At 60.0% G+C, this 24,583-nt stretch carries 18 protein-coding genes; 15 read left to right on the forward strand and 3 right to left on the reverse strand.

Annotated elements, in window-relative coordinates:
* Nucleotides 1-33 precede the first annotated feature (33 nt).
* The 7 genes from D882_RS0121165 to D882_RS0121195 all read left to right on the forward strand — a co-directional run bounded on the left by D882_RS0121165 (nucleotide 34) and on the right by D882_RS0121195 (nucleotide 11,359).
* Nucleotides 34-1,761 (forward strand): autotransporter assembly complex family protein, encoded by a 1,728-nt coding sequence (locus tag D882_RS0121165; RefSeq protein ID WP_027925075.1) that lies wholly within the window; start codon nucleotides 34-36, stop codon nucleotides 1,759-1,761.
* Complete coding sequence (locus D882_RS0121170) at nucleotides 1,758-5,426, forward strand: translocation/assembly module TamB domain-containing protein (protein ID WP_027925076.1); 3,669 nt, start codon at nucleotides 1,758-1,760, stop codon at nucleotides 5,424-5,426. The genes D882_RS0121165 and D882_RS0121170 overlap by 4 nt, the downstream gene beginning before the upstream one ends.
* Nucleotides 5,427-5,904: 478 nt before the next feature.
* Nucleotides 5,905-6,324 carry a DUF3757 domain-containing protein gene (locus D882_RS0121175; protein ID WP_197622302.1) on the forward strand — a complete coding sequence of 140 codons (420 nt, stop codon included), beginning with the start codon at nucleotides 5,905-5,907 and terminating at the stop codon, nucleotides 6,322-6,324.
* 266 nt (nucleotides 6,325-6,590) lie between these two features.
* On the forward strand, nucleotides 6,591-7,064 hold the full coding sequence (locus D882_RS0121180; protein WP_027925078.1) for a MarR family winged helix-turn-helix transcriptional regulator: 474 nt from the start codon (nucleotides 6,591-6,593) through the stop codon (nucleotides 7,062-7,064).
* Nucleotides 7,061-8,530, forward strand: coding sequence for an efflux transporter outer membrane subunit (locus D882_RS0121185; RefSeq protein ID WP_027925079.1), 1,470 nt, complete (start codon nucleotides 7,061-7,063; stop codon nucleotides 8,528-8,530). The genes D882_RS0121180 and D882_RS0121185 overlap by 4 nt, the downstream gene beginning before the upstream one ends.
* A gap of 15 nt (nucleotides 8,531-8,545) precedes the next feature.
* Nucleotides 8,546-9,763, forward strand: coding sequence for an efflux RND transporter periplasmic adaptor subunit (locus D882_RS0121190; RefSeq protein ID WP_027925080.1), 1,218 nt, complete (start codon nucleotides 8,546-8,548; stop codon nucleotides 9,761-9,763).
* A 66-nt stretch (nucleotides 9,764-9,829) separates the two neighbouring features.
* On the forward strand, nucleotides 9,830-11,359 hold the full coding sequence (locus D882_RS0121195) for a DHA2 family efflux MFS transporter permease subunit (RefSeq protein ID WP_027925081.1): 1,530 nt from the start codon (nucleotides 9,830-9,832) through the stop codon (nucleotides 11,357-11,359).
* 126 nt (nucleotides 11,360-11,485) lie between these two features.
* On the opposite strand, the gene lpxH is transcribed toward D882_RS0121195, so the two are convergent.
* Both lpxH and D882_RS0121205 read right to left on the reverse strand, forming a co-directional pair.
* Nucleotides 11,486-12,238, reverse strand: a complete 753-nt coding sequence (lpxH, locus tag D882_RS0121200; protein WP_027925082.1) for a UDP-2,3-diacylglucosamine diphosphatase — start codon at nucleotides 12,236-12,238, stop codon at nucleotides 11,486-11,488.
* Nucleotides 12,235-12,738, reverse strand: a complete 504-nt coding sequence (locus D882_RS0121205) for a peptidylprolyl isomerase (protein ID WP_027925083.1) — start codon at nucleotides 12,736-12,738, stop codon at nucleotides 12,235-12,237. The genes lpxH and D882_RS0121205 overlap by 4 nt, the downstream gene beginning before the upstream one ends.
* Before the next feature lie 250 nt (nucleotides 12,739-12,988).
* Here D882_RS0121205 and D882_RS0121210 point away from each other — a divergent pair, with 250 nt between their 5' ends.
* Both D882_RS0121210 and cysS read left to right on the forward strand, forming a co-directional pair.
* Complete coding sequence (locus D882_RS0121210; RefSeq protein WP_027925084.1) at nucleotides 12,989-14,689, forward strand: glutamine--tRNA ligase/YqeY domain fusion protein; 1,701 nt, start codon at nucleotides 12,989-12,991, stop codon at nucleotides 14,687-14,689.
* A gap of 15 nt (nucleotides 14,690-14,704) precedes the next feature.
* On the forward strand, nucleotides 14,705-16,087 hold the full coding sequence (gene cysS / locus D882_RS0121215; protein WP_027925085.1) for a cysteine--tRNA ligase: 1,383 nt from the start codon (nucleotides 14,705-14,707) through the stop codon (nucleotides 16,085-16,087).
* 217 nt (nucleotides 16,088-16,304) lie between these two features.
* On the opposite strand, the gene D882_RS0121220 is transcribed toward cysS, so the two are convergent.
* A complete protein-coding gene (locus tag D882_RS0121220) occupies nucleotides 16,305-18,155 on the reverse strand; it encodes a sigma-54-dependent Fis family transcriptional regulator (RefSeq protein ID WP_027925086.1) in 1,851 nt (616 codons plus the stop codon).
* 321 nt (nucleotides 18,156-18,476) lie between these two features.
* Between D882_RS0121220 and D882_RS0121225 the strand changes: the two genes are divergently transcribed.
* From D882_RS0121225 to D882_RS0121250, 6 genes are read left to right on the forward strand one after another with little or no spacing between them, the layout of a single operon-like run.
* A complete protein-coding gene (locus tag D882_RS0121225) occupies nucleotides 18,477-19,571 on the forward strand; it encodes an ABC transporter ATP-binding protein (RefSeq protein ID WP_027925087.1) in 1,095 nt (364 codons plus the stop codon).
* Complete coding sequence (locus D882_RS0121230; RefSeq protein ID WP_027925088.1) at nucleotides 19,571-20,668, forward strand: ABC transporter ATP-binding protein; 1,098 nt, start codon at nucleotides 19,571-19,573, stop codon at nucleotides 20,666-20,668. The genes D882_RS0121225 and D882_RS0121230 overlap by 1 nt, the downstream gene beginning before the upstream one ends.
* Nucleotides 20,665-21,531: a carbohydrate ABC transporter permease gene (locus D882_RS0121235; protein WP_027925089.1), complete on the forward strand. Its 867-nt coding sequence runs from the start codon at nucleotides 20,665-20,667 to the stop codon at nucleotides 21,529-21,531. The genes D882_RS0121230 and D882_RS0121235 overlap by 4 nt, the downstream gene beginning before the upstream one ends.
* 8 nt (nucleotides 21,532-21,539) lie before the next feature.
* The gene (locus D882_RS0121240) at nucleotides 21,540-22,340 is read left to right on the forward strand and encodes a carbohydrate ABC transporter permease (RefSeq protein WP_027925090.1); all 801 of its coding nucleotides are present in this window, start codon (nucleotides 21,540-21,542) and stop codon (nucleotides 22,338-22,340) included.
* A gap of 10 nt (nucleotides 22,341-22,350) precedes the next feature.
* Complete coding sequence (locus tag D882_RS0121245; protein ID WP_027925091.1) at nucleotides 22,351-22,623, forward strand: DUF2160 domain-containing protein; 273 nt, start codon at nucleotides 22,351-22,353, stop codon at nucleotides 22,621-22,623.
* Nucleotides 22,624-22,670: 47 nt separating this feature from the next.
* On the forward strand, nucleotides 22,671-24,413 hold the full coding sequence (locus D882_RS0121250) for an ABC transporter substrate-binding protein (RefSeq protein ID WP_027925092.1): 1,743 nt from the start codon (nucleotides 22,671-22,673) through the stop codon (nucleotides 24,411-24,413).
* The last annotated feature ends 170 nt before the right edge of the window (nucleotides 24,414-24,583 follow it).

Consider the following 24,583-nt stretch of genomic DNA (forward strand, 5'->3'; position numbering starts at 1 on the left):
CACGCTCCCAAGCTCGTGATAGCATCCGCGCCTATGAAATTTCCAGGACGAATTACCAGTGGCGCGTTGATGCTGTTCACCAGCTGCGCGGCGCTGGCGCAAAGTGAATTGGATGTGCGGATAAAACCGTCCAACGATGAACTGAAAGCCAATATAGAAGGCTATATCGGCAACCTCGGCGATCGTGACGAAGAAGCGTTGCTGCGCTTCAGTCGTGGCGCCGAGGATCAGGCGCGCAAGGCCGCCCAGGCCTTGGGGTATTACCAGCCGCAGATCGATAGCGATGTGAAGGGCGGCAAGACGCCGCGCCTGGTGCTCAACATCGATCCCGGTGAGCCGGTGCACCTGCGCACTGTCACGATTCGCGTCGACGGCCCGGCGGCCTCCCTCAAATCCTTTCGTGTGCCCCAGGGCGCGTCGCTGAAAACCGGCGCGGTGCTCAATCATGGCCACTACGAAGACGCCAAGCGCCTGATCCAGAATCAAGCCTCGCGCTTCGGCTTTTTCAGCGGCCACTTCACCCGCCAGAAATTATCGGTAGACCCGCGTGCCGGCGTGGCCGATATCGAACTGATCTACGAAAGCGGCCCGCGCTACGCCTTGGGCAAGGTCAGTTTCGAAGGCGACACGCCGTTTGACGAAGACCTGTTGCAACGCATGGTGCCGTTCAAGCAAGGCGCGCCTTACGACTCCGAACTCATCGCCGAACTCAACCAGGCGCTGCAATCGAGTGGCTATTTCGAAGGTGTGCGCGTCGATGCGGCACCGACGGCGTCCAAGAACGACGTGATCCCGGTGGAGGTCAAGCTCGAAACGCGCAAGCCGCGAACCATGGGCCTGGGCCTGGGTTATTCCACGGACGTCGGTCCCCGGGTCAAGGCCAACTGGACCCGACACTGGGTCAATCCGCAGGGGCACAGTTATGGCTGGGAAGCCGAGCTGTCGGCGCCCCGGCAAAACGTCGGGCTGTTCTACGACATCCCGCTCGACCCGCCGTTGACCGACAAACTGCGTTTTGCCGGTGGTTACCAGAACGAAGACATCGCCGGCACCGACACCCACAGCAAGCTGCTGACCATCGGCCCGGAATGGCACAGCAAACTGCCCAGCGGCTGGCAGCGCGTGGTGTCGTTGAAATGGCAGCGTGAGGATTACTCCCTGGGCGACGACTCGGGTTTGAGTACGTTGTTGATGCCCGGCGTCAGCTATTCCTACCTGAAAAGTGACAACCGCATCGACCCGCACAACGGCTATCGCCTGCAATTCGAGTCCAAAGTGGCGAAAGAAGGCCTGGGCTCAGACAGCAACTTGCTCTACGGCACCGCGTTGGTGAAAGGCTTGACCACAGTCTTTGACAAACACCGCTTTCTAGGCCGGGTACAGGTGGGCGGCAGCGCCACCAATGGCTTCAGCTCAGTCCCGCCGTCACTGCGGTTTTTCGCCGGTGGCGATCAGAGCGTGCGCGGTTACGACTATCAAAGCCTGTCCCCGGAGAACTCCGAGGGCGACCGCATTGGCGGCCGCTACATGGTCGCGGCCAGCGCCGAATACCAATATTCCATCGCCGAGAAGTGGCGGGTCGCGACCTTCGTGGACCAGGGCAACTCTTTCAATACACTCGAACTGCCAAACCTCAAGACCGGGGTAGGCATCGGCGTGCGTTGGGTCTCGCCGGTGGGGCCGATCCGCCTCGACCTGGCCCACGCGCTGGACGATGACGGCGGCATTCGGCTGCACTTTTCCATGGGGCCTGAGCTGTGAATCGTGGTTTGAAAATAACGCTGCTGGCGATTCTGGCGCTGCTGATGCTGGTTGTCCTGAGCATCGCCTCGGTGCTGGGCACGGCCACGGGCAGTCGCTGGGCGTTGGGCTTCGTGCCGGGTTTGACCGTCGAGAATTTCCAGGGCCGTTTGGGCGGGCAGTGGAGCGCCGATCATGTGCTGTGGCAGCAAGACACCAGCCGGGTTGAGCTGAGCAAGGTGATTTTCGCCTGGTCGCCGCTGTGCCTGACACGCATGACGTTGTGCCTTGAGCAAGTGAAGGCTGATCAAGTCAGCCTGCAATTTCAGCCCGGTGCTGAAGAAGAAAGCAGCGGGCCGATCAGCCTTCCGGATCTGAAGCTACCCCTGGCCATCGAACTGGGTGATGTGCAGATCGGCAGCCTGCTGTTCAACGGCAGTGAAGCACTCAAAGGCCTGCAACTGGCGGCGCACTGGACCGCGCAAGGGATGCAGATCGACTCGGTGAAGTTGCAGCGCGATGACCTGAGCCTGAACCTCTCCGGCTTGCTGCAACCCACCGGCAACTGGCCGCTCAAGGTTGAAGGTCAACTGACCCTGTCAGCCCCCGCGCCCTGGACGCTGGCGCTGAAGGTCGACGGCGACCTGCTGAAAACCCTGAACCTGAAAGCCGACAGCAGCGGTTACTTGAACGGACAGTTGACCGGCGAGCTGCAACCGCTGGCGGACAACTTGCCGGCCAAGGTACGCATCACCGCCGACGGCTTCAAACCCGCCGCCGACCTGCCAGACACCCTGCAACTCAATCAACTGGAACTCACCGGCGACGGCGATCTGAAAAACGGTTACCAATTGCTCGGTAAAGCCACGCTGCCCGCCGAACAAGGCCCGGTCGCGTTGCTGCTGCAAGGCAAGGTCGACGCCAACGGCGCCCAGATCGCCGCCCTCGACCTCACCGCCAACGACAAGCAAAACCTCAAGCTCAGCGGCACCCTCGACTGGAGCAAAGGCCTGAGCGCCGACGCGAAAATCGCCTGGCTGGATTTCCCGTGGCACCGCCTCTATCCGCTGATCGACGAACCGGAAGTGGCGTTGCGCAGCTTCAACGGTGACATCTCCTACACCGACGGCAAGTACCTCGGCAGCTTCCAGGCAGCGGCGGATGGACCGGCTGGCGCTTTCACGCTGAACAGCCCGTTCAGCGGCGACCTGACGAAAATCTACCTGCAACAAATCCAGCTCCAGGCCGGGCAGGGCAAGGCCGAAGGGCACCTGAACCTGCAATTCGCCGACGGCATTGCCTGGGACACCGCGCTCGACCTGTCGGCGATCAACCCGGCGTACTGGGTGGCGGAATTGCCGGGCACACTGGCCGGACCGCTACGCAGCAAAGGCGAGATGAAAAATGACACACTCAGCCTCACTGCCGACCTCGACCTGAAAGGCAAACTGCGTGGGCAACCCGCCGTAATCCAGGCCAAGGCGGATGGCGGCGGCGAGCAATGGAACCTCAACGCGCTGCAAATCCGCCTCGGCGACAACAGCATCAACGGCAAGGGCAGCCTGCAACAGAAACTCGCCGGCCAGATCGACATCAAGATGCCGCGTCTGGCCCAGCTCTGGCCGCAACTGCGGGGGCAACTGAACGGCCGCATCGATGTCGCCGGTACGCTCAAAGCGCCGCAAGGCAAGCTCGGGCTGCAAGGCACGCAATTGGCGTTCGACGACAATCGCCTGCAAAGCCTCAACCTCGACGCCACCCTCGACAGCGCGCAACGGGCGAAAATCGACCTCAAGGGCAGCGGCATTCAGGCCGGTGAAACCTCACTGGGTACGCTGACCGCCAGTGGCCAGGGTGACATCAAACACCAGAAACTCAGCCTCGACCTGCAAGGCCCGCAGCTGAAACTGGCGCTCGGTCTCGACGGTGCGCTGGACAAAGGCAACTGGCGCGGGCGCCTGGCCAGCGGCGATATCCAGACCGGTGGGCAAGACTGGAAGCTGCAAGGCCCGGCGAAACTGGAGCGGCTGGCGGACGGCAAAATCAATTTCGGCGCCCACTGCTGGATGTCCGGCCCGGCCAGCCTGTGCGGTGAAGACCAGCGTTTAATGCCGGAGCCGAAGCTGCGTTTCCACCTCAAGCAATTCCCGATTGAAAGCCTGGCGCAGTGGCTGCCGAAGGATTTCGCCTGGAAGGGCAGCCTCAACGCCGACCTGCAACTGGACCTGCCGGCCAGCGGCCCGAACGGCCAGATCAGCATCGACGCCAGCGGCGGCACGTTGCGCATGAAGGAGAAGGACCAGTGGCTGGACTTCCCGTACCAGACGCTGAAACTCACCAGCAAACTCACGCCGAAACGTATCGACACTGATCTCAACTTCGTCGGCGGCAAACTGGGCGAACTGATGGTGCAGGCGCAGATCAACCCGTTGCCGAAAAACAAACCGCTCACCGGTTCGTTCCGCTTGAGCGGGCTGGACCTGTCGGTGGCGCGGCCGTTCGTCCCGATGGTCGAAAAGCTCACCGGGCGCCTGAATGGCAGCGGCACGATTTCCGGTGGCCTGTTGGCGCCGCAGGTCAACGGCAGCCTGCTGCTCAGCGACGGTGAAGTCTCCGGGGCGGAACTGCCGATGGCGCTGCACGCCTTGCAACTGAGAGCAGTGATTGTCGGTGAAACCGTGCAATTGAATGGCGACTGGAAAAGCGGCAAGGCCGGGCAGGGCACCCTCAACGGCAACATTGCCTGGGGACAGGCGCTGGTGGTGGACCTGGCGCTCAAGGGCTCGCAGCTACCGGTGACGGTCGAGCCGTACGCCAAGCTGGAAGTCGCGCCGGACTTGAAAATCTCGATGAAGGGCGATGAGTTGGCGATCGCCGGCAAAGTGCTGGTGCCCAGAGGCGAGATCACCATTCGCGAGTTGCCGCCTTCCACGGTAAAAATCTCCGATGACGTAGTGATCGTCGGCCAACAGACCGAAGAAGGCAAACCGCCCTTGGCCATGAAGATGGACATTGATGTGGTGGTGGGCGAAGACAAGCTGAGCTTTGCCGGGTTTGGCCTGACCGCGAATGTGCAGGGGCATGTGCACATCGGCGACAACCTGGACACACGCGGCGAACTGTGGCTCAACGACGGGCGTTATCGCGCCTACGGTCAGCGCCTGACCGTGCGCCGGGCGCGCTTGTTGTTTGCCGGCCCGCTCGATCAGCCGTACCTGGACGTCGAGGCGATTCGCCAGACTGACGACGTGATCGCCGGTATTCGCCTGAGCGGCAGTGCCGAGCAGCCGACCACGCAGATCTTCTCCGAACCGGCCATGAGCCAGGAACAGGCCTTGTCCTATCTGGTGCTGGGGCGCCCGCTGAGCAGCAACGGCGAAGACAACAACATGCTCGCCCAGGCTGCACTTGGCTTGGGTTTGATGGGCAGTTCCGGGGTGACCGGCGGGTTGGCCAAAGAGCTGGGAATCCAGGATTTCCAACTGGACACCGAGGGCAGCGGCACTGCCACTAGCGTCGTGGCCAGCGGCAATATCTCCGAGAAACTCAGTTTGCGTTATGGCGTGGGCGTGTTTGAACCGGCCAACACCATTGCCCTGCGTTACAAGCTGAGCAAGAAGGTCTACCTCGAAGCGGCGAGCGGCGTGGCGAGTTCGCTGGACATCTTTTACAAGCGGGATTTTTGATTTAAGAACTTCAAATGCTCCCTCCTCTTCATGTAATAACAATGTGAAGTAAGGAGGGAGGTTTTAGTGTGTGGGGATATTCACTATAAGGAATAAGAAAAGTTGTCGCGGTTTGAGGGATTAACTTTGTTGTTCTCGTAGGGCGAGTGGATGTTTCCTTGTGGGAAACTGTCTGTTTGTCTTTTTTGTGAGGCATGTGCTGATGAGGGTTTGATCGCTTCAGGTGTTGAGGATATTGATGTCTAGGGGTTTGGCTGTCAGTTTGGATTTTATTTTTTTATTATTTGTTATTGTTTTGTAGTGGGGTAAGTTGACACGTTTTGATGTTTTTTTACTCATCTCTGCTATTTGTTGAAATGAGTTTCTGTACTAGGATGCGTCATCGCAATTGATGCGATCAATTGATTTATCTGACTGGGCTAATAACAAGTCGTAGATGGATGATGACGAATCTTTAAGTGCACATGGAGTAACAAGCATGACCGGTATTACCAACAAATTTTCCGCTGGCGTAGTTGTAATGATGGCTTTGATGGCTAATGCCTATGCCGGCAACGCTTGCCCGACTGTCGGGGCGATCCAGCAAACAGCGATGAAAGACGGCGGCTTTGTCTACACCGCAGCTGCCAGTAAAGGTCTGCAATGGACAGGCGAGAACCCGATAGCTGCAAAGGAGGATCTGATAGCCGTAGCCTTCGAGGAAGCGTATGTCGTCAACGCGAAAAACTTCGTAGCCTGCGATTACGTGGGACCAAAACGCGAAGGTGTGCGAATGACGTTGAAATCCGCTGACGCGGTGAAGCCAGTGGGCGCTGCCTGGACCAACCAGACCCAGGCCGATGGCAGCGTGCTGCCTCGTTGCGCGGGCGTGGCGCCGGAGCAGTGCACGTTTGAGTAAGTAGCCTCGCGCCGACTTGGTTCAAGCCTGGGTCGGCCACTGCGGCAACGTTGTAAGCAAAAAGCATAAAGATCGCAGTCTTGCGGCAGCTTCTACAGGGGTACATAAAAACCTGAAGAAGCTGCCGTAGGCTGCGATTTTTTGCTTTTGTGCTGCGCCATTTATCTGTCAAATACAAAGCAACCTAACTATTACGTTGACATTGGCTGCCTAGGCAGTAACATCTCGTCATACATTCACTGCTTAGGCAGCTAATTGGTGGTCAGATGAAGCATTTCACCCCAGACGATTTCGAAAACTGCCACCTCGGTCTCCTGCTGGGACGTGCCGCTCTGCTCAAAGACCGGATCATCGACACCCACATGGAACCCCACGGCATCACCGCCGCTCAGTTCAAGGTGATGATCATCGTGGCCCAGTTCGGCGTCGATACCCCGGCCGAGTTGTGCCGTCACCTGTCGCTGGACAGCGGCTCGATGACCCGCATGCTTGATCGCCTGGAACAGAAAGGTTTCCTCATCCGCCAACGCTGCGAGGCGGATCGCCGCCAGGTTCAACTGGTGCTGACGGCAGAAGGCCAGAACCTTGCCGACCGCCTGCCGCACATTGGCGCCGACGCCATGAACGAACTGGCCGGCGCCATCACCCCCGATGAGCTGAAAACCCTGGAACACCTCCTCAAGAAAATCCTGATAGCCGCCGGTGATTCGATCACCCTGCTGCGGGTAGGTGACAAATGAACAGTAAAACTCTGCGCACCGGGTTGAGCCTGGTCCTGGCCGCCATGACCCTGGCCGGTTGCGCCAGCTACAGCGGCTTGACCACAGAAGGCAAAAGCCTCGATGCGAAAACCCTCAAGGCCGGACAATCCCTCAGCGGCGTAAGCCTGTCGCCAGCGGCCTGGCCGAAAAACGACTGGTGGAAAAGCCTCGGCGACCCGCAACTCGACGGTCTGATCCGCGAAGCCTTGCACGACAGCCCCGACATGCAAATCGCCGACGCCCGCGCGCACCAGGCCAGCGCTGCTGCCTATGCCGCCGACGCCGCGCGCATGCCGACCCTCGATGCCAGCGCCGGTGTCAGCCGCTCGCGTCTGGCCCGCGATCAGGACCCGACCGGGCAGGGCGGCACTTACGCCACCGTGCGCAACATCGGTGCCAGCTTCAATTACAACTTCGACTTGTGGGGCGGTCAGCGTGAAGCCTGGGAAGCTGCATTGGGGCAAGCTCGCGCCGCCGAAGTCGATCAACAGGCCGCGCAGTTGACCCTGTCCGCCGACGTCGCCCGCGCCTACAGCGACTTGGGGCAGGCGCACATCGTCTACGACCTGGCCAATGAAGACCTCAAGCGCACTAAACAAATGCTCGATTTGGGTCAGCGTCGCCTGAGCTCGGGCATCGACAGTCAGTATCAGTTCCAGCAGACCCAAAGCCTGGAAGCCACGTCCGAAGCCAGCCTGATCGACGCCGAAAAACGCTTGAACAGCGCCAAAATCGCCCTGGCGGTACTGCTCGGCAAAGGTCCGGACCGCGGCAACGAAATCGCCCGACCGAAAATTCTTCAGGCCAGCGTAGTCGCTTTGCCATCGGTGCTGCCCGCCGAATTGCTCGGCCGTCGTCCCGACCTGGTGGCCGCTAGGTGGCGGGTCGAAGCCGCGAGCAAGAACATCGCCGCCGGCAAAACCCAGTTCTATCCCAACTTGAACCTCAGCGCCGCGGCCGGTGCCGAATCGTTGTTGGGGGATGCAATGTTTGGTTCGGCGAGCCGTTTCTTCAACATCGCCCCCACGATTTCTGTGCCGATTTTCGACGGTGGCCGCCTGCGCGCCGACCTCGATTCCCGCGACGCCGATTACGACCTCGCGGTGGCGCAGTACAACAAAAGCCTGGTGAAAGCGCTCGGCGATGTCAGCGACACCATTAACCAGTTGCGCGATATCGGCCGGCAAATCGGTGCCCAGCAGCATGCCACCGACATTGCCCAGGATTCTTACAACACCGTGGTCCAGCGGTACGGTTCCGGCATCGGCAACTACCTGGACGTGCTCAGCATCGAGCAGCAATTGCTCCAGGCCCAGCGTCAGCTGGCCAACCTGAATGCCGAGCAGATCGACTTGTCGATCCAATTGATGCAAGCGCTGGGCGGCGGTTTTCAGGGCGAAACCCTGACCGCAGCCAACGCCCTCCCAGCCACGCAGCACAACTAATTCAAGGTATTTGTCATGGCCACTGCCGATACATCTGCTGCTCCAACCAACACATCACCAGACAACGCTCAAGACACGAGCAATTCGCGTAAACGCAAAGTCATGCTGGTCGTTCTGGCCATCGTGGTTGTCCTCGCCGGTGTCGGCGTCTGGGGTTATCACGAACTCTTCGGGCGCTGGAACGAGAGCACCGACGACGCCTATGTGAACGGCAACGTGGTGGAAATCACCCCGCTGGTCACCGGCACCGTGGTCAGCATCGGCGCGGATGATGGTGACCTGGTCCACGAAGGCCAGGTGCTGATCAATTTCGACCCGAATGACGCCGAAGTCGGCCTGCAAAGTGCCCAGGCCAATTTGGCCCGCACCGTGCGTCAGGTGCGCGGTTTGTACAGCAACGTTGACGGCATGAAAGCCCAGGTCAACGCCCAGCAGGCTGAAGTGCAGAAGGCTCAGGACAACTTCAATCGCCGGAAAAACCTCGCCGCTGGCGGTGCGATTTCCCAGGAAGAACTGTCCCACGCTCGCGACGACCTGACCTCGGCGCAAAACGCCCTGGCCAACGCCAGGCAGCAATTGAAAACCACCAGTGCGCTGGTCGATGACACTGTGGTCTCGTCGCACCCGGACGTGATGTCGGCCGCCGCGCAACTGCGTCAGGCCTACCTGAACAACTCGCGCAGCACCTTGATCGCGCCGGTCACTGGTTACGTGGCCAAGCGCTCTGTGCAATTGGGTCAACGGGTTCAGCCGGGCACCGCGCTGATGGCGGTGATTCCGCTGGATCAACTGTGGATCGACGCCAACTTCAAGGAAACCCAATTGCGTGACATGCGCATCGGTCAGCCGGTGGACATCCAGGCCGACCTGTACGGCAGCGACGTGAAATTCAGCGGCACCATCGACAGCCTCGGCGCCGGTACCGGCAGCGCATTTGCCCTGCTGCCGGCGCAAAACGCCACCGGTAACTGGATCAAAATCGTCCAGCGCGTGCCGGTGCGGATCCACATCAACGCCGAAGAACTGGCCAGGCACCCGTTGCGCGTGGGGCTGTCGACTCAGGTTGACGTGAACCTGCACGACCAGAGCGGCCCGGTGCTGGCGCAACAGCCACCGCAAAAGGCCTCGTTCAGCACCAACGTCTACGACCGTCAGTTGGCTGAAGCCGACGCGATGATCACTCAGTTGATCCACGACAACAGCGCGGCGGTCAGCAAGACCGCGCAACGCTGATTCGCCAATCCCTCAGCGGCGCTCCGTTAATGGGCGCCGCGCCCTCCCGGTTTCAAAGGATTCGCGATGAGCAATAACGCCTCTTTCACGCCGCCCAGCCTGTTGCTCAGCACCATCGGCCTGTCGCTGGCGACCTTTATGCAAGTGCTCGACACCACCATCGCCAACGTGGCGCTGCCGACCATTTCCGGCAACCTGGGCGTGAGTTCGGAGCAGGGCACGTGGGTGATTACTTCCTTTGCCGTGAGCAACGCGATTGCGCTGCCGCTGACCGGTTGGCTCAGCCGCCGCTTCGGTGAAGTGAAGCTGTTTCTCTGGGCCACGGTGCTGTTCGTGCTGGCCTCGTTTCTCTGCGGCATCTCGACCTCGATGCCGGAACTGATCGGTTTTCGGGTGCTGCAAGGCCTGGTGGCCGGTCCGTTGTACCCGATGACCCAGACGCTGCTGATCGCGGTCTATCCCCCCGCGAGGCGCGGCATGGCCCTGGCGTTGCTGGCGATGGTCACGGTGGTGGCGCCCATTGCAGGGCCGATTCTTGGCGGCTGGATTACCGACAGCTATAGCTGGCCGTGGATTTTCTTCATCAACGTGCCGATCGGCGTCTTCGCAGTGATGGTGGTGCGCCAGCAACTCAAGGCGCGCCCGGTGGAAACCAGCCGCCAACCGATGGATTACGTGGGATTGATCACGTTGATCATTGGCGTCGGTGCGTTGCAGATTATCCTCGACAAGGGCAATGACCTGGACTGGTTCGAGTCGACTTTCATCCTGATTGGCGCGGCCATCTCCGTGATCGCGCTGGCGGTGTTCATCATCTGGGAAATGACCGATAAGCACCCGGTGGTGAACCTGCGGCTGTTCGCGTATCGCAACTTCCGCATCGGCACGCTGGTGCTGGTGCTCGGCTACGCCGGGTTCTTCGGCATCAACCTGATCCTGCCGCAATGGCTGCAAACCCAGATGGGCTACACCGCGACCTGGGCGGGGTTGGCCGTGGCGCCGATCGGGATTCTGCCAGTGCTGATGTCGCCGTTTGTCGGCAAGTACGCGCACAAGTTCGACCTGCGATTGCTGGCCGGGCTGGCGTTCCTGGCCATTGGCCTGAGCTGCTTCATGCGCGCCGGGTTCAACAATGAAGTCGACTTCCAGCACATCGCCCTGGTGCAACTGTTCATGGGCATTGGCGTGGCGCTGTTCTTCATGCCGACCCTGAGCATCTTGATGTCGGACCTGCCACCGAGCCAGATCGCCGACGGCGCGGGCCTGGCGACGTTCCTGCGCACACTGGGCGGTAGTTTTGCGGCGTCACTGACCACCTGGATCTGGATTCGCCGGGCGGATCAGCATCACGCGTATCTGAGCGAAAGCATCACCACATTCGATCCGGCCACCCGTGATGCACTGAACACCTTGGGCGGGGCGGGTAACCCGGCCTATGCGCAGCTGGATCATGTGCTGACGAGTCAGGCGTACATGCTCTCCACCGTGGATTACTTCACGTTGCTGGGCTGGGGGTTCATGGGGTTGATTCTGATTGTATGGCTGGCGAAACCGCCGTTTGCAGCGAAAGCGGGGCCGGCGGCTTCCGGTCACTGACCTAAACACAATCCACTGTAGGAATGAGCCTGCTCGCGATAGCGGATTCACATTCAACACTTTTGTTGACTGATCCACCGCTATCGCGAGCAGGCTCACTCCTACAAAGGGTTTTGTGTTCGGCAGTCAGTGAGTGGGAGCGGCCAATTGCGGTGGCGGGGTGAAGTCGAAGGGGGCCAGTGCAAACCCGTTCTCATCCACCTGCAACGCCCAGCCCTGGCGATCCCAATCCCCCAGCACAATGCGTTTGGCCGCTTGTTCGCCCAACTGCAACTTGTGGATGGCCGGGCGATGGGTATGGCCGTGGATCAAGGTTTTCACGCCGTATTCCTGCATGATCCGCGGAATTTCCTCCGGCGTGACATCCACGATGTCGTTGGCCTTCATCCGCGTTTGCGCGCGGCTTTCACTGCGCAGCTTGCGCGCCAGCTTATGCCGGGTGCGCAGCGGTAAATTTCGCAGGATGAACAGGCTGATCGGGTTGCGCAGGTAGCGACGCAGCTTCATATAGGCTTCGTCGCGAGTGCAGAGGCTGTCACCGTGCATCAGTAGCACCGGTTCGCCGTAAAACGGCACGACACTCGGGTCCTTCAACAGCGTGCAGCCGGCCTGTTTACAAAAGGCCTGGCCGAGCATGAAGTCGCGGTTGCCGTGCATCAGAAAAATGGCCGTGCCGCTGTCGCTCAATTCGCGCAGGGCCTGGCAGATGGAACGCTGAAAGGGCGTCATGGCGTCGTCGCCAATCCACGCTTCGAAAAAGTCGCCCAGAATGTACAGCGCACTCGCCGAGCGGGCGCGTCCGGCGAGCAAATCCAGAAACGCCCGGGTAATGTCCGGGCGCTCCTCTTCCAGATGCAAGTCTGAAATCAGCAGTATCACTCAATGATCTCGGCTTTCTCGATGATCACGTCGTCTGCTGGTACGTCCTGGTGGCCGGACTTCATGGTGGTGGCAACACCTTTGATCTTGTCGACCACGTCGGTGCCTTCAACGACTTTGGCGAACACGGCGTAGCCCCAGCCCTGAGTGGTCTTGGCGCTGTGGTTCAGGAAGCTGTTGTCAGCCACGTTGATGAAGAACTGGGCGGAAGCCGAATGCGGTTCCATGGTGCGAGCCATGGCCACGCTGTACTTAACGTTCGGCAGGCCGTTGTCGGCTTCGTTCTGGATGCTTGGGCGCTTGTCTTTCTTTTCTTTCATGCCTGGCTCGAAACCGCCGCCCTGGATCATGAAGTTACCGATGACACGGTGGAAAACGGTGTTTTCATAGTGACCGGCTTTCACGTACTCGATGAAGTTGGCCACGGTGATCGGGGCTTTTTCAGCGTTCAGTTCCAGGACGATGTCGCCATGGTTGGTGGTCAGTTTGACTTGGGTCATGATCGGTACTCTTTAATGAATTCGTGGGTTTCGGGGCGTCAGGGCCCTTAACCGGTCCGGCCAACAGCAGCCAAGGTGCGCAGTTTAGCGCGACAGGCGTTAATTTCGAGGCTGTTTTTCAAAACAGGTGCATTAAACGCACCTGTTTTAGGGCCCGCTCTGTCAGCAGCTTGACAGCATCGGCTATGATAGCGGCTTTGTTTTGTCAGGCCTTTCGTTCCGGCCACGCACTTGTACGTTCAAGGATCCTATGAGCAAGCCCACTGTCGACCCTACCTCGAATGCCAAGACCGGCCCTGCCGTGCCGGTCAATTTCCTGCGCCCGATCATCCAGGCGGACCTGGACTCGGGTAAGCACACGCAGATCGTCACCCGTTTCCCGCCTGAGCCCAACGGCTACCTGCACATCGGTCACGCCAAGTCGATCTGTGTGAACTTCGGCCTGGCCCAGGAATTCGGCGGCGTCACCCACCTGCGTTTCGACGACACCAACCCGGCCAAGGAAGACCAGGAATACATTGACGCGATCGAAAGCGACATCAAATGGCTGGGCTTCGAATGGTCCGGCGACGTGCGCTTCGCCTCGCAGTATTTCGACCAGTTGCACGACTGGGCCGTCGAGCTGATCAAGGCCGGCAAGGCCTACGTCGACGACCTCAGCCCGGAACAAGCCAAGGAATACCGCGGCACCTTGACCGAACCGGGCAAGAACAGCCCGTTCCGTGATCGCTCCGTGGAAGAAAACCTCGACTGGTTCGCCCGCATGCGTGCCGGCGAGTTCCCGGACGGCGCCCGTGTGCTGCGGGCCAAGATCGACATGGCCTCGCCGAACATGAACCTGCGCGACCCGATCATGTACCGCATCCGTCACGCGCATCACCACCAGACCGGCGACAAGTGGTGCATCTACCCGAACTACGACTTCACCCACGGTCAGTCGGACGCCATCGAAGGCATCACCCACTCGATCTGCACCCTGGAGTTCGAAAGCCATCGTCCGCTGTACGACTGGTTCCTGGACGCGCTGCCAGTACCGGCGCACCCGCGTCAGTACGAATTCAGCCGCCTGAACCTGAATTACACCATCACCAGCAAGCGCAAGCTCAAGCAACTGGTCGATGAAAAGCACGTGTTCGGTTGGGACGATCCGCGCATGTCCACGCTGTCGGGCTTCCGCCGCCGTGGTTACACGCCTGCGTCGATCCGCAATTTCTGCGACATGGTCGGCACCAACCGTTCTGACGGCGTCGTCGATTTCGGCATGCTCGAGTTCAGCATCCGCCAGGATCTGGACCAGAACGCTCCGCGCGCCATGTGCGTGCTGCGTCCGTTGAAGGTGGTGATCACCAACTACCCGCAAGACCAGGTCGAGAACCTCGAACTGCCGCGCCATCCGCAGAAAGAAGAACTGGGCGTGCGCAAGCTGCCGTTCGCCCGTGAAATCTACATCGACCACGATGACTTCATGGAAGAGCCGCCAAAAGGCTACAAACGCCTGGAACCCAACGGCGAAGTGCGTCTGCGCGGCAGCTACGTGATCCGCGCCGACGAAGCAATCAAGGACGCCGATGGCAACATCGTCGAACTGCGTTGCTCGTACGACCCGGAAACCCTGGGCAAGAACCCTGAAGGCCGCAAGGTCAAAGGCGTGGTGCACTGGGTGCCGGCCGCTGCCAGCGTCGAGTGCGAAGTGCGTCTGTACGATCGCCTGTTCCGCTCGGCCAACCCTGAGAAGGCTGAAGACAGCGCCAGTTTCCTGGACAACATCAACCCTGACTCGCTGCAAGTCCTCACCGGTTGTCGTGCCGAGCCTTCGCTTGGCAATGCACAGCCGGAAGACCGTTTCCAGTTCGAACGCGAAGGTTACTTCGTCGCGGATATCAAGGACTCGAAACCAGGTCATCCGGTGTTCAACCGTACCGTGACCTTGCGTGATTCGTGGGGCCAGTGATTCAAGGAAACTAAAGTGCTTACGATCTACAACACGCTCACCAAGAGCAAAGAAGTCTTCAAGCCTCTGGATGGCAACAATGTGCGCATGTACGTCTGCGGGATGACCGTGTACGACTACTGCCACATTGGCCATGGCCGCAGCATGGTCGCGTTCGACCTGGTGACCCGCTGGTTGCGGTTCAGCGGTTATAACCTGACCTACGTGCGCAACATCACCGACATCGAAGACAAGATCATCAATCGGGCGAAGGAGAACGGCGAGCCGTTCGAGGCGCTGACCGAGCGCATGATCACCGCGATGCACGAGGACGAGGCGCGCCTCAACATCCTCAAGCCGGACATGGAACCGCGGGCCACCGATCACATCGCTGGCATGCAAACCATGATCCAGACGTTGATCGACAAGGGCTATGCCTACGCACCGGGCAATGGCGACGTGTACTACCGCGTCGCCAAGTTCGTGGGCTACGGCAAGCTGTCGCGCAAGAAAATCGAAGACCTGCGCATCGGCGCGCGGATCGAAGTCGACGAGTCCAAGCAGGACCCGCTGGACTTCGTCTTGTGGAAAGGCGCCAAGCCGGGTGAGCCGAGCTGGCCTTCGCCGTGGGGCGACGGTCGTCCAGGCTGGCACATCGAATGCTCGGTGATGTCGACCTGCTGCCTCGGCGAGACTTTCGACATTCATGGCGGCGGCAGCGACCTCGAGTTCCCGCACCACGAAAACGAAATCGCCCAGAGCGAAGCGGCCACCGGCAAGACCTACGCCAACGCGTGGATGCATTGCGGCATGATTCGCATCAATGGCGAGAAGATGTCCAAGTCCTTGAACAACTTCTTCACCATTCGCGATGTGCTGGAAAAGTACCACCCGGAAGTCGTGCGTTACCTGCTGGTGTCGAGCCACTACCGCAGCGCGATCAACTATTCGGAAGACAACCTCAAGGACGCCAAAGGCGCGCTCGAGCGTTTCTACCACGCGTTGAAAGGTCTGCCGAACGTGGCACCGGCCGGTGGCGAGGCCTTTGTCGAGCGCTTCACCCAGGTGATGAACGACGACTTCGGCACGCCGGAAGCTTGCGCGGTGCTGTTCGAAATGGTGCGTGAGATCAACCGCCTGCGCGAGAGCGATCTCAATGCGGCGGCGGGCCTGGCAGCGCGCTTGAAGGAACTGGCGAGCGTGCTGGGCGTGTTGCAGCTTGAGGCCGATGATTTCTTGCAGGCCGGCGCTGAAGGGCGTGTGGATGCCGCTGAAGTGGACGCGCTGATTGCTGCGCGTCTGGCGGCTCGTGCCGGTAAAGACTGGGCCGAATCCGACCGCATCCGCGACCAGCTCACCGCCATGGGCGTGGTGCTGGAAGACGGCAAGGGCGGCACGACCTGGCGGTTGGCTGACTGATTGCGTTATCCGCTGCAAAACAAAACCCGCCTTGTGCGGGTTTTTGTTTATGTGCAGGGCTCAAAGGTTGTGGTGTCCCGGCTGGCGCTATCGCGAGCAAGCTCGCTCCCACAGTTGATCTTCGCTTGGTTTGAGTTCTGCGCACGACACTGAACCCTGTGGGAGCGAGCTTGCTCGCGATGGTCTAAAGCCGAACACCAGGATTGCGGTTCACTCATCACTCAGCCTGGCGCAACCGCTTATAAAGGGTATTGCGACTAACCCCCAACCGCCGGGCCAAGTGCGAAATATTCCCCCCAGCCGCCCGCAACTGCCGATTCAAATCTTCGACATCATTCAAATCCACCGCCAACACTTCTGGCGAATCCACCGGTTCCATCTCCAGATCGACAAAAAAATCATCCGGCAAATGCTCCGGTCGTACCGGCTGCTCCTCGGCCATGGCCAGCGCCACCTGCATCACGCTGCTGACCTGGCGCAAATTCCCCGGCCACGGATGACGGCCGAACAGTTCCAGCACCTCACGGCTCAACCCGGCCCACTGCGATGGCTCGCGGTGCTGCTCCCACAAACGTTTGAACAAGGCCTGCTTGTCGCTGCGTTCGCGCAGGGGCGGTAGTTCCAGGGTCAAACCGCCGATCCGGTAGTACAGGTCTTCGCGGAACCGCCCCAGTTGCACTTGCTCACGCAACGCACGGTTGGTCGCCGAAATAATCCGGATATCGACCGGGAACAGCTCGCTGCTGCCCACCGGTTGCACGCAGCGTTCCTGCAATACCCTCAACAACCGGGCCTGGGTCGGCAGCGGCATGTCGCCGATTTCATCGAGAAACAGGGTGCCTTTATCGGCTTTGCGGATCAGCCCGATGCTGCCTTTCTGGTTGGCCCCGGTGAACGCGCCTTTCTCGTAGCCGAACAGCTCGGATTCCACCAGTTCGGCGGGGATCGCCGCACAGTTGACCGCAATGAACGGTTGTTTGCTGCGAGAGCTGGCCTGGTGCAGGGCTTTGACGAAGACTTCCTTGCCGACCCCGGTTTCGCCGTGGATCAGCAGTGGAATGTCCTTCTCCAGCAGGCGTTCAGCCTGACGCACGGCTTTTTCCACGCGGCTGTCGCCGAAGTGCAGGGTGTTGAGGCTGATCGTTTCGGGTGCCGCCACGACCACCGGTTCAGCGCTCTTGGGTTCAGAAAACAGTCGCGCTTGAATCGGTACTTGTTTCGGCCGCCGCAGCAGGCACTGAAAGCGATTGCGCCCCGAGGCTTGCAGCGCGAACGGCAGGCCGTCGGGCTGGTTCAGCAATTCCAGCAGTGACACCTTGAACAGGCTTTCGACGCTGACCCGCGACAGGCTGATGCCCAGCAGATTGTCGGCCCGGCGGTTGGCGGACAGCACCTGGCCGGTCTCGTCGAAGATCAACAGCCCGGCCCATTGGCTGTCGAGGTTGTTCAACCCGGTGTTGAACGTCAGTTGAAAGTGCTGGCCGTGGAACAGGTTGAGAATCAGCCGGTTTTCCACGGTCTGGCTCATCATCTTGACCATGCCGAGGGTATGGGACGGCGGCAGGTAACTGTCGCTGGACACGTCCAGCACCGCGATCACTTTGCGCTCGGCATCGAAAATCGGCGCGGCGGAACCGGTCATGAAGCGATTGGCTTTCAGGAAGTGTTCATCGTGTTCGATGTGCACGGCCTGCTCGCAGGCGAGGGCGGTGCCGATGGCGTTGGTGCCGCTGCAACGCTCCATCCAGCTGGCGCCGGCGCTGAAACCACGGGTCAGGCTCGGCTCGATAAAGCGCTGGGTGCCCCACGACGTGAGCACCTGGCCTTGATTGTCGGCGAGCATGATCAGGCAGTTGGAATTGCTCAGGATGTTTTCGTAATACGGCAGGACTTCTTGATGCGTGGTTTGCACCAGGGAATGCTGGCTCTCCAGCAATTGTGCGATGCCTTCGGCCGGCAGCTGATCAAACGCGGGCGCACTCTGATGATCAAGCCCGAAGGCGCGGCAACGCTTCCAGGAGTCCTGAATGACGGCGTCGTGGGAGAGCGGCGAGGCGGGTGCGGCCATGGCAGTCGATCTCTGAACATTATTATTTTTGTTGTGAGTAACGCGATTCATGTAGCAGCCTTCGGCAGCTGCTACAGGGCCGTGCGTAATTCGGAATATTTCGCAGTAAAACGGTGTGTAGAGTGTTGTTCACTATTGTTCATTGTCAACCAGCGGATTGTTCAGTTGTTCAGCCTCAGTTGTTCATTTCTGTTCAGCAACGAAAGTGCTCACACCCTTCACTGAAGGATTTTCAAACCAGATCAATAGCTTGCAATTTCTGGCACGAAACTCGCTCTGTAGCTCCGGTCGCTTGACTCCAAATAATAAAAAGGCCGAGCCATGTCATTAACCCTGGAGCACGTCAGCCGCACCGTCGAGGGCCAGACCTGGATCGACGATGCCTGCCTGAGTTTTGAACCCGGTTCCTTCAACGTTTTGCTCGGGCGCACGCTGTCCGGCAAAACCAGTCTGATGCGCCTGATGGCCGGGCTGGACAAGCCCGACAGCGGCCGCATCCTCATGAACGGCGTCGATGTCACCCAGCGCCCGGTGCGTTTGCGCAACGTGTCGATGGTTTATCAACAGTTCATCAATTACCCGACCATGACCGTCTTCGAGAACATTGCCTCGCCATTGCGCCAGGGCGGTGTGTCCAATGAGCTGATCCAGAGCAAAGTGCTGGAAACCGCGAAGATGCTGCGCATCGAGAAGTTTCTCCAGCGCCATCCCCTTGAACTCTCCGGCGGTCAGCAACAGCGCACGGCCATGGCCCGCGCGCTGGTCAAGGACGCCGAGCTGATCCTGTTCGACGAGCCGCTGGTCAACCTCGATTACAAGCTGCGCGAAGAATTGCGCCAGGAAATGCGCGAGCTGTTCAAGGCCCGCCACACCATCGCCATCTACGCCACCACCGAACCCAACGAAGCCCTGGCGCTGGGCGGCACCACGACCATTCTTCACGAAGGCCGGGTGATCCAGAGCGGCAAGTCGTCCGAGGTCTATCACCAGCCGCAAAGCGTGCTCGCGGCAGAGCTGTTCTCCGAGCCGCCGATCAACCTGATGCCGGGGCGCATTGCCGGCAACGAAGTCAGCTTCGCCAATTTCGTGCACTTCCCGTTGAACGTGGATTTGCGGCCGGTGGGCGAGGGCGAATTCCGCTTTGGCGTGCGGCCGAGCCACATCTCGCTGGTGCCGAGCAACGACGATGACCTGGAGCTGGCCGTGACCGTCGAGGTCGCCGAGATCAGTGGTTCGGAAACCTTCCTGCACGTGCGCAACGAGCATTTCCTGCTGGTGCTGCACTTGCCTGGCGTTCACGAATACGACGTCGATGCACCGATTCGCATCTATATCCCGACCCATAAACTGTTTGTGTTCGATGCGCAGGGACGTCTGGTCCAGGCGCCCGGCCGCCGTATTGCGAGGGTTGCCTGATGGCCGAAATCCGTTTGCAGAACCTCGCCCACAGCTACACCAAAACCCCCACCGGCCCTGAGGATTACGCGATCCGCGAGATGGATCACATCTGGGAGCAGGGCGGCGCCTATGCGTTGCTCGGGCCATCGGGGTGCGGCAAGTCGACCTTGCTCAACATCATTTCCGGGCTGCTCAGCCCCTCGCAGGGGCATGTGTTGTTCGACGGCAAAGCGGTCAACGACCTGACGCCGGAGAAGCGCAACATCGCCCAGGTTTTTCAGTTCCCGGTGGTCTACGACACCATGACGGTGTTCGATAACCTGGCGTTTCCGCTGCGTAACCAGGGCATGGCCGAGGCGAGAATTCACAGCAAGGTGCAGGAAATCGCCGAGGTCCTTGACCTGCAGGCGTTGCTGAGCAAAAAGGCCAGCAACCTCACCGCCGATGAAAAACAGAAAGTCTCCATGGGCCGTGGGCTGGTGCGCGATGACGTCTCGGCGATCCTTTTCGACGAACCGCTGACCGTGATCGATCCGCACCTGAAGTGGAAGCTGCGGCGCAAGCTCAAGCAGATTCACGAGCAGTTCAACATCACCATGGTCTACGTCACCCACGATCAGCTGGAGGCCTCGACCTTCGCTGACAAAATTGCGGTGATGTACGGCGGGCAGATCGTGCAATTCGGTACGCCGCGGGAATTGTTCGAACGGCCGAGCCACACCTTTGTCGGCTATTTCATCGGCAGCCCGGGGATGAACCTGATCGAGGTCACGCCGCAACCGGGTGGCGTGGGGTTCGCCTCGACGCACCTGCCGCTGTCCGAGGCGCAACAGCAGCGCATCGCCGAGTCCGAGTGGAAAACCCTGAAAGTCGGCATCCGTCCGGAGTTCGTCCACGTGTGGGAAGAACCCTTTGATGACGCGATGCAAGCACAGGTCGTACACATCGAAGACCTCGGGACCTACAAGATCCTGACCCTGAACCTCGACGGCGCGCCGTTGAAAGTGCGCCTGGCCGAAGACAAACCGGTGCCCGAAGGCACGGCGTACATCAGTTTTCCGGCGCAGTGGTTGATGGTCTATGCCGATGATTACCTGCTGGAGACACAGCCATGAACAAGGTGCAAAACAACAAGGCCTGGTGGCTGGTGTTGCCGGTGTTCCTGCTGGTGGCCTTCAGTGCGGTGATCCCGATGATGACGGTGGTCAACTATTCGGTGCAGGACATCTTCGACCAGTCCAGCCGCTACTTCGTCGGCGCCGACTGGTACAAGCAGGTGCTGCTCGATCCGCGCCTGCATGACTCGCTGCTGCGGCAGTTCATCTACTCGGCCTGCGTGCTGCTGATCGAAATCCCGCTGGGCATCGCCATCGCCCTGACCATGCCGACCAAGGGCCGCTGGTCGTCACTGGTGCTGATCATCCTGGCCATTCCACTGCTGATTCCATGGAACGTGGTCGGCACCATCTGGCAGATTTTCGGCCGCGCCGACATCGGCCTGCTGGGTTCGAGCCTGAATGCCATGGGCATTAACTACAACTATGCGTCGAACACCATGGACGCCTGGGTCACGGTGCTGGTGATGGACGTGTGGCACTGGACGTCGCTGGTGGCGCTGTTGTGCTTCTCCGGGCTGCGGGCGATTCCGGACGTGTATTACCAGGCGGCGCGGATTGATCGGGCCTCGGCGTGGGCAGTGTTCCGGCACATCCAGTTGCCCAAGCTGAAAAGCGTGCTGCTGATCGCGGTGATGCTGCGCTTCATGGACAGTTTCATGATCTACACCGAGCCGTTCGTACTGACCGGTGGCGGCCCTGGGAATGCCACGACGTTCCTCAGTCAGACGTTGACCCAGATGGCCGTAGGGCAATTCGACCTGGGACCGGCAGCGGCGTTTTCGCTGGTGTACTTCCTGATCATCCTGTTGGTGTCCTGGTTGTTCTACACCGCCATGACTCACTCTGACGCCAACCGCTGAGGCCCATCATGAGCAAGAGAAAGCTGATTCCACTGCTGATCTACATCCTGTTCCTGCTGGTGCCGATCTACTGGCTGCTGAACATGTCCTTCAAGAGCAACACCGAAATCCTCGGCGGCCTGACGCTGTTTCCCTCGGACTTCACCTTGCATAACTACAAGGTGATTTTCACCGATCCGAGCTGGTACACCGGTTACCTCAACTCGCTGTATTACGTGAGCCTGAACACGGTGATTTCCCTGAGCGTGGCGCTGCCGGCGGCGTATGCGTTTTCGCGCTATCGCTTCCTCGGTGACAAGCACCTGTTCTTCTGGCTGCTGACCAACCGCATGGCACCGCCGGCGGTGTTCCTGCTGCCGTTCTTCCAGCTGTATTCCTCGATCGGGCTGTTCGACACCCACATCGCCGTGGCCCTGGCTCACTGCCTGTTTAACGTGCCGTTGGCGGTATGGATTCTTGAGGGCTTCATGTCCGGTGTTCCCAAGGAAATCGACGAAACCGCCTACATCGACGGCTACAGTTTTCCCAAGTTCTTCGTGAAGATTTTCATCCCGCTGATCGGTTCCGGGATCGGCGTCACGGCGTTTTTCTGCTTCATGTTTTCCTGGGTCGAGTTGCTGTTGGCGCGCACGCTGACGTCGGTCAACGCCAAGCCGATTGCGGCGGTGATGACGCGCACGGTATCGGCGTCCGGTATCGATTGGGGCGTGCTGGCGGCGGCGGGGGTGTTGACCATCCTGCCGGGCATGCTGGTGATCTGGTTTGTTCGCAACCACGTGGCCAAGGGCTTTGCCCTCGGCCGGGTATGAGGAGCTGATGATGGAATGGATGAGTTGGACGGTCCCGACCGCGGCGTTCTTCATCGTCATTGGCCTGATTCTGGTGGGCATGACGACCTGGGAATTGCGTTCGCCGAGCATTCTTCGGCGGGGTTTGTTGCCGATTGCCACCACCCGTGGCGATCGGCTGTTTATCGGTCTTCTCGGCAGCGCCTACCTGCATTTGCTGGTAATCGGCGTCACCGACTGGAGCATCTGGGTAGCGTCCGCGTTGTCCCTGGTGTGGCTGTTGGCTGTGATGCGTTGGGGCTAGTCGAATCGCTCGGCAATGTTGCTCCGAAAATCAAACAGGAGGTCTCTATGTTCGACAAAAACAATAAGCTGCGACATAGCATTTCATTGGCAGCCATGCTGGCACTCAGTGGGTTGAGCGCTGCGGCCTGGGCCGACGCCTATGAAGACGCTGCGAAGAAATGGATTGGCGCCGAGTTCAAACCGTCCACCCTGACGGCCGAGCAGCAGCTCGCGGAATTGAAGTGGTTCATCAAGGCAGCCGAGCCTTTTCGAGGGATGGACATCAAAGTCGTCTCCGAAACCCTGACCACCCACGAATATGAGTCCAAGGTGCTGGCCAAGGCCTTTACCGAGATCACCGGGATCAAGGTGACCCACGACCTGCTGCAAGAAGGCGACGTGGTGGAAAAACTGCAGACCGTGATGCAGTCGGACAAGAGCATCTATGACGGCTGGGTCAACGACTCGGACCTGATCGGTACGCACTTCCGCTACGGCAAGACCGAAGCGATCACCGACCTGATGGCCAACGAAGGCAAGAACTTCACCTCGCCGACCCTGGACCTGAAGGACTTCATTGGTATTTCCTTCACTACCGCCCCGGACGGCAAGCTCTATCAGCTGCCTGACCAGCAGTTCGCCAACCTGTACTGGTTCCGCGCCGACTGGTTCGAACGGCCGGAGCTGAAAGCCAAGTTCAAGGAAAAGTACGGCTACGAATTGGGCGTGCCGGTGAACTGGTCGGCCTATGAAGACATCGCCAAATTCTTCAGTGAAGACGTCAAGGAAATCGACGGCAAGCGAGTCTACGGGCACATGGACTATGGCAAGAAAGACCCGTCCCTGGGCTGGCGCTTCACCGATGCCTGGTTCTCCATGGCCGGTGGCGGCGACAAAGGCCTGCCGAACGGTTTGCCGGTGGACGAGTGGGGCATCCGCGTCGAGGATTGCCACCCGGTGGGTTCCAGCGTGACCCGCGGCGGCGACACCAACGGCCCGGCGGCAGTCTTTGCCACGCAGAAATACGTCGACTGGCTCAAGGCCTATGCGCCACCGGAAGCGGCGGGCATGACCTTCTCCGAGTCGGGGCCGGTGCCGTCCCAGGGCAACATCGCCCAACAGATCTTCTGGTACACCGCGTTCACCGCCGACATGACCAAGCCGGGCCTGCCGGTGGTCAATGCCGATGGCACGCCGAAGTGGCGGATGGCGCCATCGCCGCGCGGTCCGTATTGGGAAGAGGGCATGAAGCTGGGGTATCAGGACGTGGGTTCGTGGACGTTCATGAAGTCCACGCCTGAGAAGCAGAAACTGGCGGCGTGGCTGTATGCGCAGTTCGTGACCTCGAAAACCGTGTCGCTGAAGAAAACCATCGTCGGCCTGACGCCGATCCGCGAGTCGGACATCAACTCGCAAGCGATGACCGACCTGGCACCGAAACTCGGTGGTCTGGTCGAGTTCTACCGCAGCCCGGCCCGCGTGCAATGGACCCCGACCGGCACCAACGTGCCGGACTACCCGCGTCTGGCGCAACTGTGGTGGAGCCACATCGCCGAAGCGGCCAGCGGCGAGAAAACCCCGCAACAGGCACTTGATGGTCTGGCCAAGGATCAGGACGCGATCATGTCCCGTCTGGAACGTTCGAAGGCGCAAACCACCTGCGCCCCGAAAATGAACCCCGAGCGCGATGCGCAATACTGGTTCGATCAACCGGGCGCACCGAAGCCGAAACTGGCGAACGAGAAGCCGAAAGGCGAAACCGTGAGCTACAACGAGCTGCTGAAATCGTGGGCGGATGCGCGTAAGTAAACCTCTGTACTGAGCAAGGCGAACGGCACCGAAAGGTGCCGTTTTTGTGGGTGCCTGACCCACCGCCATCGCGGGCAAGCCACGCTCCCACAGGTTTCAGCGGGGGCACACATGCTGCGGACGACGGTGATCACTGTGGGAGCCGGGCTCGCCCGCGATGAGGCCGGCCC

Source organism: Pseudomonas sp. URMO17WK12:I12, assembly GCF_000514395.1.
In the GTDB taxonomy this organism is placed as follows: domain Bacteria; phylum Pseudomonadota; class Gammaproteobacteria; order Pseudomonadales; family Pseudomonadaceae; genus Aquipseudomonas; species Aquipseudomonas mucoides.

Excerpts from the sequence above, each read along its gene's own strand:
- D882_RS0121185 (WP_027925079.1), top strand. The coding sequence starts at position 7,061 with ATGAACAGTAAAACTCTGCGCACCGGGTTGAGCCTGGTCCTGGCCGCC.
- D882_RS0121205 (WP_027925083.1), bottom strand. The coding sequence starts at position 12,738 with ATGACCCAAGTCAAACTGACCACCAACCATGGCGACATCGTCCTGGAA.
- D882_RS0121180 (WP_027925078.1), top strand. The coding sequence starts at position 6,591 with ATGAAGCATTTCACCCCAGACGATTTCGAAAACTGCCACCTCGGTCTC.
- D882_RS0121190 (WP_027925080.1), top strand. The coding sequence starts at position 8,546 with ATGGCCACTGCCGATACATCTGCTGCTCCAACCAACACATCACCAGAC.
- D882_RS0121210 (WP_027925084.1), top strand. The coding sequence starts at position 12,989 with ATGAGCAAGCCCACTGTCGACCCTACCTCGAATGCCAAGACCGGCCCT.
- D882_RS0121220 (WP_027925086.1), bottom strand. The coding sequence starts at position 18,155 with ATGGCCGCACCCGCCTCGCCGCTCTCCCACGACGCCGTCATTCAGGAC.
- D882_RS0121225 (WP_027925087.1), top strand. The coding sequence starts at position 18,477 with ATGTCATTAACCCTGGAGCACGTCAGCCGCACCGTCGAGGGCCAGACC.
- D882_RS0121230 (WP_027925088.1), top strand. The coding sequence starts at position 19,571 with ATGGCCGAAATCCGTTTGCAGAACCTCGCCCACAGCTACACCAAAACC.
- D882_RS0121245 (WP_027925091.1), top strand. The coding sequence starts at position 22,351 with ATGGAATGGATGAGTTGGACGGTCCCGACCGCGGCGTTCTTCATCGTC.
- D882_RS0121195 (WP_027925081.1), top strand. The coding sequence starts at position 9,830 with ATGAGCAATAACGCCTCTTTCACGCCGCCCAGCCTGTTGCTCAGCACC.
- D882_RS0121250 (WP_027925092.1), top strand. The coding sequence starts at position 22,671 with ATGTTCGACAAAAACAATAAGCTGCGACATAGCATTTCATTGGCAGCC.
- D882_RS0121235 (WP_027925089.1), top strand. The coding sequence starts at position 20,665 with ATGAACAAGGTGCAAAACAACAAGGCCTGGTGGCTGGTGTTGCCGGTG.
- D882_RS0121175 (WP_197622302.1), top strand. The coding sequence starts at position 5,905 with ATGACCGGTATTACCAACAAATTTTCCGCTGGCGTAGTTGTAATGATG.
- D882_RS0121165 (WP_027925075.1), top strand. The coding sequence starts at position 34 with ATGAAATTTCCAGGACGAATTACCAGTGGCGCGTTGATGCTGTTCACC.
- D882_RS0121240 (WP_027925090.1), top strand. The coding sequence starts at position 21,540 with ATGAGCAAGAGAAAGCTGATTCCACTGCTGATCTACATCCTGTTCCTG.